Origin of the sequence: Bradyrhizobium sp. ORS 375 (genome assembly GCF_000239775.1) — a bacterium.
GTDB lineage: Bacteria > Pseudomonadota > Alphaproteobacteria > Rhizobiales > Xanthobacteraceae > Bradyrhizobium.
In genome coordinates, this window is record NZ_CAFI01000006.1 from 15,908 (window position 1) to 29,177 (window position 13,270).

Below are 13,270 nucleotides of genomic sequence, written 5' to 3' on the forward strand. Positions count from 1 at the left end.
TCTCCCGCGTGGGCCCTGACCTGCCCGCCGAAAAGCTGCACGAGGCGTTGCGATGCCGCAATAAGAATGATTAGATGAAAGCATTGCCTTTTCGGCAACGCTCGCATCTCGTCAGGATTCCTACCCATGGACAGCACAGCCCTGCGTTATTTTGCTGCCGTGGCGCGAACGGGGTCCGTGCAAGCTGCGGGGGAGGTTCTTCACGTCGCAGGCTCTGCGATTTCCCGCCAGATCGCGGGACTGGAAGCGCAGCTTGGCATTCCCCTGTTCGAACGGCACGCACGGGGAATGCGCCTCACCCACGCCGGTGAAATTCTGGCGAACCACGCCCGCCGGCAGGAGCTGGAGAACGAGCGGGTCAGCGCGGATCTGCAACGCCTGCGGGGGCACGAAACCGCAGTCTTGCGCATCACCGCGGTGGAGGGAACAGCGCAATATGCCATGCCCATGGCCATCGCGCGCCTTCAGCGCCTACGGCCAGGCGTGCATGTGAAACTTTCGGTCCTCAGTTCACGCCTCGTGACCGAGCGTGTGCGCTCGGGCGACGCGGATATCGGCATCGCCTTCTCGCTGGCGCCACAGCCCGAGATCCGGGTGCTTCGCCGACTCAATGGCGCCATCATGGCCTTCGCAAGTACCGATCACGCCTATGCCGGCCGCTCGAGCCTGACCCTGAAGGATCTCGAGAAGGTTCCCATGTTTCTGATGGGTACGGAAAACACTGTACGCCAGCTTTTCGACATGGCCTGCGCGCATGAGGGCGTAGCGGTAAAACCCGTTCTCGAAACCACATCCTCGGCCACAATTCATCAGCTTGTCTTGACGGGGGCTGGCCTTTCCGTCGCCAGCTTCCTGTCCATGGTCAAGCACGTGAAGAATAGAGGAGTGGTTGCACTGCCACTCGCGCATCCGATTCTCGAGCAGCGCTCCATTCAGGTGCAGGTGCTGACAGGCCGGCGGCTGCCGATGATCGTCGAGGAATTCCTCCAGTGCCTCGATGAGGTCATCAGCGATATCGAGTCCTTCGCGCCGGGAAAGACATTGCGATTGCCGGATTGAATGTCATTCCGCAATGGCATCGCGATGAGGCAAGCGTTGCTGTTTGAGCAATCGCCAAATGCCGAGTTTCTATTGGATTCGAGCGCTTCGCCTCCGCATGATCGGAGACCATTCGCTCGAGATCTCCGAACATGCCCTTGCCGTCGGTTCATTCTCCTTCGCTCTCGACCCGATGGCATGTCAGCAGGCCGGCCTTGCGCACTGAGGGCGGCATTGTCGTGGCGCAGAACCGCGTGGCATCCCGCATTGGGGCCGAGGTTCTGAAGGCGGGCGAAGCGGTGGCCGAGGACGATCTTCGCTGACACTTCTTTGTTATCATCCTCTCTCCCTTCGGACATCCCATGTTCTCAATCCCCATTCTCCTCGACCAGATCCGCCGTTGGGTGGAAATCGAAACCCCCACAGAACGCCCGGACCAGCTCAATCGCCTGATGGATGAGGTGATGGCGGATCATGCCGGCCTGCCCGTCTCGCTCGAACGAATAACCGGTTCGGAAGGCTGCGGCGATCATCTGGTCGTCCGCTCCAACTGGGGTCAATCCGAGCCAGGAATTCTCGTGCTCAGCCATCTGGATACAGTGCACCCCATGGGCTTCATCCAGAACCGCCTGCCCTTCCGCGTGGAAGGCAACTCCGCCTTCGGCCCCGGCATCTATGACATGAAGGCGGGCGCCAGCCTTGCCCACAATGCCCTACGTGCCACCGCGCAAGTAGGTGGCGGGCCGCTCGGCATCACCCATCTCTACGTTTCCGACGAGGAGATCGGCAGCCCGACCTCCCGCCCCTTGATCGAACAATTCGGCAAGAAGGCGAAGTATGTGCTGGTGACGGAGCCGGCGCGCGATGGCGGCAAGATCGTTACGGCGCGCAAGGGGATCGGCTGCTTCGAGGTCGAGATCCACGGCAAGGCTTCGCATGCCGGGGCCAAACCGCTGGAGGGACGGAGCGCCGTGCGGGAACTTGGCCATGTGATCCTGGCGCTGGAGGGGCTGTGCGACGAGAAGCGGGGCATCACGGTAACCGTGGGCGTGGTCTCGGGCGGCACGAAGCGGAATGTCATTCCCGATTTCGCGCAGGCCCAGGTCGATCTGCGGGTGCCCGATGCGGCAGCAGCGCAAGACGTCTGCACCCGGATTCTGGGGCTCCAGCCCAAGACCGACGGCGTGACGCTCACCATCACCGGCGGCATCAACCGGCCCCCCTTCGAGCAATCACCGGCAGCAAAGCTGTTGTTCGATCACGCCCATGCGGTGGCGGCCGACATCGGCTTCGTGCTCGAGGGAGTCAGCACGGGCGGCGGGTCGGATGGCAATTTCACCGCCCCCTATGCGCCGACGCTCGATGGCCTCGGACCGGACGGGCTGGGTGCGCATACCGATCACGAGCAGATTTTCATCGATACGCTCGCCCCGCGCGCCGCCTTGATGGCCGGGCTCTTCCAGACGCTGCGGTGAACGCGGGACGGCAAGCCTCGTCAGGCTCCTCTCTGCAGATCGGCAAATCCGTCTTCCGTGCGGCCACGCAGATGATATTCCGCGCCGAGCCATCCGGCATAACCCAGTGTCTCAATGAGCCGGAAGAGCGCGGGCAGAGGCATCCTAGGTAGTGTGCGGGAAAGCTTCTTAAGCTTGGCATTCTCGTCTTCGAGTGCCTTCAGCCGCTTGGCGTCGGAGACTTCCAGACCGCCGTGCTTCACCTTCCACTTGTAGAAGGTCGCACTGCTGATCCCGTGCTTGCGTCAGCCGTCGCTTGGCTGACGTGCCATTGTCGTGCATCACCGACGAACCGCCCCATCAGTTCGATCGGATCCCCTTGTGTGTCGCCGCCTCCGCTTCAAACGCTTGCTTCCCCTTTGCGGCCCACAGTGCTCGCGCCCTTTCGCCTTGATCGCTTTTGAGCTTGTCGGCGATCGAGAGCAGCGCGCCGAGAATGATGGCGCGGTCGTCGCCGGTCAGGTCTACGACCCCAGCTTTCACGACGAGGCCGCCGAGTTCGATGAGGTGTCGTGTTCGCTTGCGGCGCTCGACCTGCCACGTGCGCATGTCACGTCGCGCCCTTGCGACCTGATGCCGGTTGCGCGCCGCCCGGTTGCGCCGAAGAGCTGTCCAAGTTGCCTTGATCTGCTGGCGCATTTCGTCGCGACCGGCTTCGAAAAAAGGCGGCCCCGCGCTTGGACCATGCCTCCCTCCTTCCGGCCTCCTTCGTCTCGGCCAACACGATCAGTGCACCCGCCAGTTCTTCGACGGTGAGCGTGTCAGCTCCAGTAGCGATGACCAATTCGCCAAGCTGACGAACCTTCCGAGTTTTCAGTCCGCGCGCCTTGTCTTCGAGCGCCTTCAGATCCGCATCAAAATCTCTTGGTTTGCGCATCGTGTCCTCTATGAGTTCGATGGAGAAATGATAGCTGGGCGACCGGCACAATGCTGTAAGGTCGTCAGGACGAGCTGAGACGTGGTAGTCCCTCCCGAGATTTTTTCGAGGGAGGGCGCGCTTATACGTCGTGCCGACGTACGCTTTGCTGTGTAGATGCTCTGGTCGCGATGGCGATCTATCATCTTCACGTCAAGGTCATTGGCCGGAGGGCCGGAAGCAGCGCGGTGGCGTCGGCCGCTTACCGCTCGGGCTCGAGGCTGCGCGACGAGCGGCTTGGCCGTGATCAGGATTTTTCTGCCAAGCACGGCGTTGTCCATTCCGAGGTGATGATGCCGGAGAATGCGCCAGCGGCATGGGGCGATCGCGAACGACTTTGGAATGACCTCGAAGCGCACGAAGTCCGGAGAGATGCCCAGCTCGCTCGCGAGGTGGAGTTTGCGCTTCCGCGCGAGATGAGCGAGGCGCAGGGCATTGAGCTCGCGCGGGACTTCGTTCGCGGCGAATTCGTCGGTCTCGGCATGATCGCCGATCTGAATGTGCATTGGGACAGGGCCGAGGACGGACTGCCCAAACCTCATGCTCATGTCATGCTGACCATGCGCTCGGTCGACGAGAACGGCTTTGGCCGGAAGGTGCGGGACTGGAACCGCACCGAGTTGGTCGAGCGCTGGCGGAGGCGCTGGACCGAGCTCGCCAATGAGCGCCTGGCCGAGCTCGACATCGATGAGCGGATCGACCATCGGAGTCTGGCGGCCCAGGGCATAGTACTGGAGCCGCAAAGCCAGATCGGCGCGCCCGCCAAACGCATCGAGGTTGGGGGGATTGATGGCGAACGGGTGGAAGCCGACCGGGCCGAAATGCACCGCGAGATCGCGCGGAGGAATGGCGCGCGGATCATCGCCGATCCCTCGCTTGGACTCGACGCCATCACCCAGCAGCAATCGACCTTCACACGCCGCGACCTAACAAGGTTTGCGCACCGGCACAGTGACGGCCTCGACCAGTTCAACGAGGTCATGAGCGCAATGCAGCGAGCGCCGGATCTGGTCGAACTCGGCAGGGACGGCCGCGGCGAGGATCGATTCACCACCCGCGGAATGATCGAGGCCGAACAGCGGCTGTATCGGGCTGCTGAACGGATGGCGGAACAGGAGCGCCATCAGGTGCGCGACTTGAACCGTCGAGCGGCTTCGGCGCGAGCGGAAGCGCGCGGCCTAGTGCTTTCGGGTGAGCAGGCACAGGCGCTGGCACACATCACAAACGGACGTGATCTCAGCGTTGTGGTCGGCCATGCCGGGACGGGGAAAAGCACGGTGCTGGGGGTAGCGCGGGAGGCGTGGGAAGCCGCCGGCTTCGAGGTCCGGGGCATTGCGCTGTCCGGCATTGCCGCAGAAAACCTCGAAAGCGGATCGGGCATTGCGTCGCGCACGATCGCCAGTCTGGAGCATGGCTGGGAACAAGGCCGTGACCTACTCCAATCCAGTGATGTGCTGGTGATCGACGAGGCGGGGATGGTCGGCACGCGCCAGCTCGAGCGCGTGCTGTCGCATGCTGCCGATGCTGGCGCAAAGGTGGTGCTGGTCGGCGATCCGCAACAATTGCAGGCCATCGAAGCCGGCGCGGCATTCCGGTCGATTCATGAGCGTCACGGCGGCGCCGAGATCGGTGAGGTGCGCCGTCAGCGGCAGGACTGGCAGCGCGACGCCACACGCGATCTGGCGACCGGCAAGGTAGACCATGCGCTGGGAGCGTACCGCGCGAACAGCATGGTGCATGAGGCCGAGACCCGCGAGCAGACGCGCAGCGATCTTATCGAACGCTGGGATCGCGATCGGCAGGCCTCACCGGATCGGAGCCGGATCATCCTCACCCACACCAACGACGAGGTCCGTGTACTCAACGAGGCAGCGCGCGGGCGGATGCGGGCTGCCGGCGATTTGGGCGACGAGGTGCGTGTGACAGTCGAGCGAGGCGAAAGAAGCTTCGCCCGCGGGGATCGCGTCATGTTCCTGCAGAACGAGCGCAGCCTCGGCGTGAAGAACGGCACGCTCGGGACCGTTGAACAGGTCAGCGCGCAATCCATGACGGTACAGGTCGACGATGGCCGATCTGTGCGCTTTGACCTCAAGGATTACGACCGGATCGACCATGGCTATGCCGCGACGATCCACAAGGCGCAGGGCATGACGGTTGACCGCGTCCATGTGCTGGCGACGCCGGGCATGGACGCCCACAGCAGCTATGTCGCGCTGTCTCGACACCGCGACGGGGTGGAACTGCACTATGGCCGTGACGATTTTGCGAGTCAGGACCGGCTCACCCGAGCCCTGTCGCGCGATCGTGCCAAGGATATGGCCTCGGACTACGAGGCTGCCGGTCTAGTACAGAATTACGCCGAGCGGCGCGGGATCACCTTCCGCGAGCGCGCGGCCGAGATCGTGCGCAAGATTGTGCCCGAGAAGCTGCGCGACATGTTGGACGGTCTGCGGTCTCCGGCTGACGTGCCCAGACTGGATGGCGGACGGAGGCCGGAACGGGCAACGCCGGAAAGGGAAAGCAACGATCCTGCAGCCGACCGGCGTAGAGCCGAAGTGCCGGCTAGGAACGTGGCGCAAGATCCCGAAGTGGAAGCGCGTCGCGTCCGGACCCGGGCGCTCGTGCGCCATGCCCGCGCGGTGGACGCGATCTTCGAGGCGCAGGAGACCGGCGGCAGAGCGAGTGCCGAGCAGGTTAAAGAGCTGCAGAAAGCCCGCCAAGCCTTCGAAGAGGTGCGCCCGTTTGGCTCGCAGGACGCCGAGGCCGCGTACAAGAGGAACCCGGAGCTCGCCCGCGAAGCGGCGGACGGCCGGGTCAATCGCGCCATCCGCGCACTCCAGCTCGAAACCGAACTCCGCAGCGATCCGGGCCGTCGCGCCGACCACTTCGTCGAGCAATGGCGGAAGCTCGACCAGACCAGCCAGCGCCTATACCAGGCCGGCGACTTGTCCGGCTACAAGGCCACACGCTCGGCGATGGGCGACATGGCGAAAGGCCTCGAACGCGACCCGCAATTGGAATCTATCCTCGCTGGCCGCAAAAACGATCTCGGCATCGGATTCGAATCAGGCCGCCGGCTCGGCCAGGACCTGGCCTTCATCCATGGCATCGATCTCGGCAGGGGCCGAGGCCTTGGAATTTGATCCATCCCGTTTGCCGCCGGCTCTACGCCACAGCTGGCAACGCGCGAACTCCTATTGTCCGCCTGCACCTATTCGGGCTCTGGTCTCGCCGGGCGTCATAAGCGACCAGCGAGGGGCATCACGGCCATGCGCGAGCCAGACCGTATCATCAGGTTGAAAACCGTCCTCGCCAGAACCGGGCTGTCGCGGTCCACCATCTACCGCAAGATCGCCGAGGGCACATTCCCGGCCTCACTCAAAATCAGCAGCAACGGAACTGGTTGGCATGAATCCGACATCAACCGATGGATCGCAGATCCCGTCAGATGGCGTCCGCGACGCGAGCTCGATGATATCTTGTGAGCTCTTCGGCACAACGATCAGGGACGACGTTTCTGGAGGCGCTTTCTGAACTCACCCACCCCATCCTTTTCTACGCTACGGCATCCCGCTTCAGGGACGATCCCGCGAGATGCGGACGACGAGTTCGGACCGAGCTATATAATTCTACACATTGGAAATGCGCTTACGGCAGAGCGCGATGTCAACTGAAGGCGTTCCATGAGCCGGCGCCCCGCTCGATTTACCCAAGGCGAAATGGCACGAGCGATCCGCGCTGCAAAAGCGGCCGGCGCTTCATCCATACGAATTAGGCCGGACGGCACGATCATCGTCGACCTGGTCAGATACAAAGAAGAGCAGGACATCGATGAGACTGTTGAGCGCGAAGAGCATTTCGTGCTTTGATTCGCTTCATGCCCCGTCCTCGCAAGCCCTACCTTCACAAGGAGACCAACCGTCATGGCAGGACGGTTTGGTACGTCCGCAACAAGGACATCGGCGGCAAACGCACTCGCATTCGCGGCGAGTACGGCTCCATAGAATTCAACCGCAATTACGACATCGCTGTAGCCGACATGTTCAATCGGCCACGCCTCGCAGTCGATCCCAGCGAGGCCAGGGCGAAGGTCTTTGATGGTAGCCTCAAATGGCTATGGGAAGAATACAAGGCAAAGGCGCCTGATTGGCGCGAGATGAAGGCGAGCACGCACAAGCAACGCAACAGCCTGATGTTTCATGTTCTGGAGGCCAACGGCAACAAAAGAGCCGCCGCCATCCAGAAGCAGCACATTCTGGACGGGCTTGGGCGTCGCGCTCAGAACCCCTCCGCGGCCCGGCATTTCCTCACCACCATGAGACGGATGTTCGCGTGGGCTGTCGCGCAAAAGATTCTGCCGGTAGATCCGACCGAAGGAATCAAGACACCCAAGCCGGCGAAGACAGAAGGCTTCGTCACCTGGTCTGATGCTGACGTTCGGCGTTACTACAAGCGCTGGCCGCTCGGCACGCGAGAGCGCGTCATGATCGACGTCTACCTCTTCACCGGCTTTCGGCGGGGTGACGCAGCATCATTCGGCCCTGCCGACGTGACCGAACAGGTGCAAGAGCGGATTGGCCCTGACGGAAAACTCGAACAGATCTCCGTTCCGATCATCACGAAGCGCCTCGAAAAGGGGAGCGAGACCATTGAGGTCACCTTCCCGATGCTCGATGTCCTGCGCCGGACGTTGGAGGCAGGTCCGGTCGGAACCGAGACCTACATCGCGACCCGGCAGGGCAAGCCGATGACCAAGGAGAGCCTGGGCAACCTGTTCAAGGAGAAGTGCGTCGCCGCTGGGTTGGCGAATCGATCAGCGCACGGCCTACGCAAGGCGGCTGCGACCGTCGCCGCCGAAAACGGAGCAACGGAAGCCGAGCTGGATGCGATCTTCGGTTGGACCGATCGTCGGATGGCAAGCCATTACACGCGGAACGCCAACCGCAAGAAATTGGCGTATGGCGGCGTCGCCAAGCTCGAGCGAATGATCGGCTCCGCGGACCATAGAGCGAACGTCTATTCCCTCACCGACAAGCTAGGTGCGGGAAATCGAACGAAAAGCTCAATGAAAACAGCCGACGTCCGGAAGGGTGGTGGGCACGACAGGGATCGAACCTGTGACCCCTACCATGTCAAGGTAGTGCTCTCCCGCTGAGCTACGTGCCCTAATCCAAGAAGTCCGTTCGGGTGGGCGTCCCTATATCGGCTCCCACGCAGGCAGGCAAGGACGCAAAATGCCGAAATTGGGAATAATCCGCCGGCCCCGGAACGGCCGGTCCAAAGCACCGGGTCAAAGGCTCCCGGGTCCAAGCCGCAGGCGCCGCCGCACCACGGCTTGGCGGCTCAGGCCGCCAGCATCTTGTTGACTTCGCTGACCAGCTCGCGAAGGTGCACCGGCTTGGACAGCACCTTGGCGTTCTTGGGCGCCTCCGAATCGGAGTTCAGCGCGACCGCGGCGAAGCCGGTGATGAACATGATCTTGATGTCCGGATCGAGCTCGGAGGCGCGGCGCGCCAGCTCGATGCCGTCCATCTCCGGCATCACGATGTCGGTCAGGAGCATCTCGAACGGCTCCTCGCGCAGCCGCTGGTAGGCCGACATGCCGTTGTCGTGGGGCGAGACCTGGAACCCGGCATTTTCCAATGCCTTGACCAGGAAGCGGCGCATGTCGTTGTCGTCTTCGGCGAGGAGGATCTTGTGCATGGTGGGGAGCAGTCTGGTCCGGGTGAGAGGCGGAGCGTTGCCGCCACTAAGCCTGACAGGCGGTAAATTTCGGGTGAAAGATTGCAAGCTTTGATCCGACATCGGCAAGGCAATTTGAGGGCCGATTGCGCGCCGGTCGCCCAAAAGCTGCACGCCTGCTCAGAGTTGTTCCAAAGCGGACGGGATCTTTTTCATTGCTTTTCGCTTGGCAGAACGCCTCGGATTATCGAAGATGCAGGGTGGCGAATGACGAGTGCCAGCGTTGTCCAGCGCCCTACGGCCGGAGGATACCGGCGAATCAATGAACGTGACATCGACGATCGTAATATCGACGAACGTGACATCGACGAACGTGACGAAGGGGACGGCGCCCAGAGATGACGGACTTTGAAGGCGAATTGCCGCCGTTCGAGATCATGGAGCCGGCCGAGTGGCGCGCGCCCATCATCTTCAATTCGCCACACTCCGGCTCGGTCTATCCCGATCATTTCCTGCAGGCCTCGCGAATCGATCTGCCGTCGCTGCGGCGCTCGGAAGACTCGTTCATGGACGAGTTGATCGCCGACCTGCTGACGCGCGGCTTTCCCGTGGTGCGGGTGCATTTCCCGCGCTGCTATGTCGACGTCAACCGCGAGCCCTATGAGCTCGATCCCAGGATGTTCACCGGCCGGCTACCAAGCTTCGCCAACACGCGCTCGATGCGGGTCGCCGGCGGCCTCGGCACCATTCCGCGCGTCGTCGGCGACGGCCAGGAGATCTATCGCGACCGGCTCAGCGTCGACGAGGCGCTGCATCGGATCGAGACGCTCTACAAGCCGTATCACCGGGCGCTGCGCCGGCTGATCAACCGCGTCCACCAGCAGTTCGGCACCGTGGTGCTGGTCGACTGCCACTCGATGCCCTCGGTCGGGGTGTCGCGTGACGAGCCGCGGCGGCCGGACATGGTGATCGGCGATCGCTACGGCACGAGCTGCGCGTCGCTGCTGCCCGACCTGTTCGAGGACGTGCTCGGGCGGCTCGGATATTCGGTCGGCCGCAACAAGCCCTATGCCGGCGGCTTCATCACCGAACATTACGGCAATCCGGCTTCCGGCCTGCACGCGATCCAGATCGAGCTCAACCGCGCGGTCTACATGGACGAGCGCAAGCGTGAGCGCGGCCCGCGCTTCGCCCAGGTCGCCTCCGATCTCGCCGTGCTCGCCGAAGTGCTGGCGACTGTGCCGCTCGGAGATCTCGGGCCGTTCCAGGCCGCCGCGGAATAGAAGGCTGCTGCGTCCACGACCGGACGAGGCTTCGTCGCTGATCGCGTCGGCGCAAAAAAAAGGGCCGCTTGAATGACAAGCGGCCCAAGTCTAGGGAGGAAACGCCCAAGGAGGGCAGCGATAACGCGAAGCGCTACCGCACCGCAACAATATGCAGATGCGCTGCACAAAGCGCAAGGGTTTTTCGGCTGATCTCCATGCAAAAAACACAGGCCGGCTTTGCGCAAAGCGCGGCTCAACCGGTATTTTCATCAGATTTGTCAATGACTTGATCAAAAAGTCTGATCAATGAAAACCGCCGTTCTGCGTTTCGCTTGCGGTTTCAATTGACGGTCCGGAACGCAAAACGCGCGCGAAGCGAACACCCGAGGTCACCGAACGATATCCAAGATGCCAAGTCGCCGTTCCATCTGCGGATGCGCGTCTGGCCGCTTTGAGCTAGGCATGAGCCGGCGCGCCTGCCATCCGATTCCCTCACTGAAGGACGTGTTGTGACGGTCATCGATTTCTCTGCCTTCATCGGTCGCCTGGCGACCGCCTCGGGCGAAACCATCCTGCCGTTCTTCCGGACCTCCCTCCTGGTCGACAACAAGAGCAACCGGCACGATTTCGATCCGGTCACCGAGGCCGACCGCGCCGCCGAGGCGGTGATGCGCCGGCTGATCAAGGCGAATTTCCCCCAGCACGGCATCGTCGGCGAGGAGTTCGGCAACGAGCGCGAGGACGCCGACTATGTCTGGGTGCTCGACCCGATCGACGGCACCAAGTCCTTCATCGCGGGCTTTCCGACCTGGGGCACCTTGATCGCGCTGCTGCACAAGGGCACGCCGGTGTTCGGCATGATGCACCAGCCCTTCATCGCCGAGCGCTTCGCCGGCGACAACGGCTCGGCGAACTACAAGAACGCAAGCGGCGAGCGCCGGCTGTCGGTGCGGCGCTGCGAGCGGCTCGAGGACGCGGTGTGCTACACGACGAGCCCGCTGCTGATGAACGAGAGCGATCGCGCGATCTTCACCAAGGTCGAGGCAGAGACGCGGTTGTCGCGCTATGGCGGTGATTGCTACTCCTATTGCATGCTGGCCGCCGGCCATCTCGATCTCGTCATCGAGACCGAGCTCAAGCCCTACGACATCGCGGCGCTGATCCCGATCATCAACGGCGCCGGCGGCATCGTGACGAATTGGGACGGTGGTCCGGCGCAGAACGGCGGACGGATCATCGCCGCCGGCGACAGGCGCGTCCATGAGGCGGCGATCAAACGGCTTGGAGGTTAGCGTAAGCTCCGTAGAACTACGAACTAAGCACTTTACCGTGCAATATTAACCCCTCATTGAGAGACGCTGCCTAGCTTTTCAGCAGATGCAATTAAAATGCACATTTAATTCTGCTGGAATTGGGAATGCTTGCAATGAAGGGTCTCTCGCTCCGCCTCACACACAAGATCATGGCCATCGCCCTCCTCGGCATCGTCGCGCTGATGACCTTCGGCGCGATCTATTGGGCGGGCAGCAGAACCCAGGACGCCTCGCGCACCCTCGCCGCCCAAGCGCGGGATATCGACGACATCAATCAGAAGCTCGCGACCGACCTGCTCGAGGCGCGGCGCGCCGAAAAGGATTTCCTGCTTCGCCACGACCAGAAATACGCCGCGCGTCACGCCGAGCTGAGCGCCGCCATCCAGCGCGATCTTGACGATCTCGGCAGCAAGAGCCGCTCCGCCGGCGAGCGAACTATGGTCGACAAGGTCGATGCCGTCAGCAAGGGCTTTGCCGCCTATCGCCAGGAGTTCGCCGAGGTCGAGCGCGCGGAGGTCCGGCTCGGATTGAACGAGACGCTCGGGCTGTCCGGGTCGCTGCGATCAGCAGTGCACGACATCGAGGCCAAGCTCAAGGAGATCAACGATCCGAGGCTGATGAGCGGCATGCTGATGCTGCGTCGGCATGAGAAGGACTTCATGCTCCGCGGCGACGCGAAATACGTCGCGCAGCTGAAGGGCGCCGCCACGGATTTCTCCAAGACGCTGGCGGCGACCGATCTCTCCTCCGACATGAAGTCGGATATCGGCCAGAAGCTCGACAAGTATCAGAAGGACTTCCTCGCCTGGTCCGACGGTTTTCAGGACGCAGCGCGCCACAGCGCCGCGATGTCGAAGGCATTTGCCGAGATCGAGCCGTTGATCGCCGACATCGGCAAGGCCGTCGCCCAGCAATATGTCGCCGCGCAGACGGCGAATGCTCGATCCGAGGAGGCCGTCAGGCACGCCATGCTGTGGACGCTCGGCATCTCCCTCATCCTGGTCAGCGGCGTGTCGTTCCTGATCGGCCAGGGCATCTCCAACGCGGTCCGCCAGATGGTGCAGGCGATGGCCCGCCTCGCCGGCGGCGATGCATCGATCCAGATTCCCGGCGTCGGCCGGCGCGACGAGATCGGCGAGATGGCCGGCGCGGTCGAGGTCTTCAAGACCAACATGATCGAGACCGAGCGGCTACGCGCCGAGCAGGCCGAGATCGAGGAACGCCAGGCCGAGCGGCGCAAGGCGGACATGGCGGCGCTGGCGACCAGTTTCGAGACGGCGATCGGCCGCATCATCGAGACCGTGTCGTCGGCCTCGACCGAGCTCGAAGCGTCGGCAACGACTCTGACGCGGAATGCCCAGCATGGACAGTCGCTCGCGACCTCCGTGGCCTCGGCCTCCGAGGAAGCCGCCGCCGGTGTGCAGTCGGTGGCCTCGGCGACCGAGCAGCTGTCGGCCTCGGTGGTCGAGATCAGCCGCCAGGTGCAGGAATCCGCGCGGATCGCGGGCGAAGCGGTCGGCCAGGCGCGCCGCACCAACGAGC

At 63.0% G+C, this 13,270-nt stretch carries 11 protein-coding genes, 1 tRNA gene and 2 pseudogenes; 9 read left to right on the forward strand and 5 right to left on the reverse strand.

Going from position 1 to position 13,270, the window contains the following annotated elements; translation table 11 throughout:
* Nucleotides 1-126 precede the first annotated feature (126 nt).
* Nucleotides 127-1,059, forward strand: coding sequence for a LysR family transcriptional regulator (locus BRAO375_RS00575; RefSeq protein WP_009025495.1), 933 nt, complete (start codon nucleotides 127-129; stop codon nucleotides 1,057-1,059).
* A gap of 341 nt (nucleotides 1,060-1,400) precedes the next feature.
* Nucleotides 1,401-2,513 carry a M20 family metallopeptidase gene (locus BRAO375_RS00580; protein WP_009025497.1) on the forward strand — a complete coding sequence of 371 codons (1,113 nt, stop codon included), beginning with the start codon at nucleotides 1,401-1,403 and terminating at the stop codon, nucleotides 2,511-2,513.
* 161 nt (nucleotides 2,514-2,674) lie between these two features.
* On the opposite strand, the pseudogene BRAO375_RS35885 reads toward BRAO375_RS00580, so the two are convergent.
* From BRAO375_RS35885 to BRAO375_RS35890, 3 genes and pseudogenes are all read right to left on the reverse strand, one after another.
* Nucleotides 2,675-2,797: pseudogene (locus BRAO375_RS35885) on the reverse strand (transposase); the annotation flags it as partial.
* A 55-nt stretch (nucleotides 2,798-2,852) separates the two neighbouring features.
* Nucleotides 2,853-3,101, reverse strand: coding sequence for a conjugal transfer protein TraD (locus BRAO375_RS00590; protein WP_009025499.1), 249 nt, complete (start codon nucleotides 3,099-3,101; stop codon nucleotides 2,853-2,855).
* 1 nt (nucleotide 3,102) lies between these two features.
* Nucleotides 3,103-3,429: a conjugal transfer protein TraD gene (locus BRAO375_RS35890; RefSeq protein ID WP_009025500.1), complete on the reverse strand. Its 327-nt coding sequence runs from the start codon at nucleotides 3,427-3,429 to the stop codon at nucleotides 3,103-3,105.
* A 170-nt stretch (nucleotides 3,430-3,599) separates the two neighbouring features.
* On the opposite strand from BRAO375_RS35890, the gene traA reads away from it, so the two are divergent.
* From traA to BRAO375_RS38990, 4 genes and pseudogenes are all read left to right on the forward strand, one after another.
* Nucleotides 3,600-6,611, forward strand: a complete 3,012-nt coding sequence (gene traA / locus BRAO375_RS00595) for a Ti-type conjugative transfer relaxase TraA (RefSeq protein ID WP_009025501.1) — start codon at nucleotides 3,600-3,602, stop codon at nucleotides 6,609-6,611.
* Nucleotides 6,612-6,737: 126 nt separating this feature from the next.
* On the forward strand, nucleotides 6,738-6,953 hold the full coding sequence (locus BRAO375_RS00600; RefSeq protein WP_035638195.1) for a helix-turn-helix transcriptional regulator: 216 nt from the start codon (nucleotides 6,738-6,740) through the stop codon (nucleotides 6,951-6,953).
* Nucleotides 6,954-7,151: 198 nt separating this feature from the next.
* On the forward strand, nucleotides 7,152-7,337 hold the full coding sequence (locus BRAO375_RS37110; RefSeq protein WP_009025502.1) for a hypothetical protein: 186 nt from the start codon (nucleotides 7,152-7,154) through the stop codon (nucleotides 7,335-7,337).
* A 455-nt stretch (nucleotides 7,338-7,792) separates the two neighbouring features.
* Nucleotides 7,793-8,398, forward strand: a pseudogene (locus BRAO375_RS38990) (tyrosine-type recombinase/integrase); the annotation flags it as partial.
* Between the two features lie 161 nt (nucleotides 8,399-8,559).
* Here the strand turns inward: BRAO375_RS38990 and BRAO375_RS00610 are convergent.
* Together BRAO375_RS00610 and cpdR are read right to left on the reverse strand one after the other, a co-directional pair.
* Nucleotides 8,560-8,634 (reverse strand) — tRNA-Val (locus BRAO375_RS00610).
* Between the two features lie 177 nt (nucleotides 8,635-8,811).
* Nucleotides 8,812-9,171 carry a cell cycle two-component system response regulator CpdR gene (gene cpdR, locus BRAO375_RS00615; protein WP_006610087.1) on the reverse strand — a complete coding sequence of 120 codons (360 nt, stop codon included), beginning with the start codon at nucleotides 9,169-9,171 and terminating at the stop codon, nucleotides 8,812-8,814.
* Between the two features lie 377 nt (nucleotides 9,172-9,548).
* On the opposite strand from cpdR, the gene BRAO375_RS00620 reads away from it, so the two are divergent.
* The 3 genes from BRAO375_RS00620 to BRAO375_RS00630 form a co-directional block, all read left to right on the forward strand.
* On the forward strand, nucleotides 9,549-10,433 hold the full coding sequence (locus BRAO375_RS00620) for an N-formylglutamate amidohydrolase (RefSeq protein WP_009025504.1): 885 nt from the start codon (nucleotides 9,549-9,551) through the stop codon (nucleotides 10,431-10,433).
* Between the two features lie 491 nt (nucleotides 10,434-10,924).
* Entirely contained in the window at nucleotides 10,925-11,707 is a 783-nt protein-coding gene (gene hisN / locus BRAO375_RS00625) for a histidinol-phosphatase (RefSeq protein ID WP_009025505.1), read from the forward strand.
* 125 nt (nucleotides 11,708-11,832) lie between these two features.
* Nucleotides 11,833-13,270: HAMP domain-containing protein (locus BRAO375_RS00630; protein WP_244423086.1), on the forward strand; the 1,438-nt coding region annotated here is incomplete at its 3' end.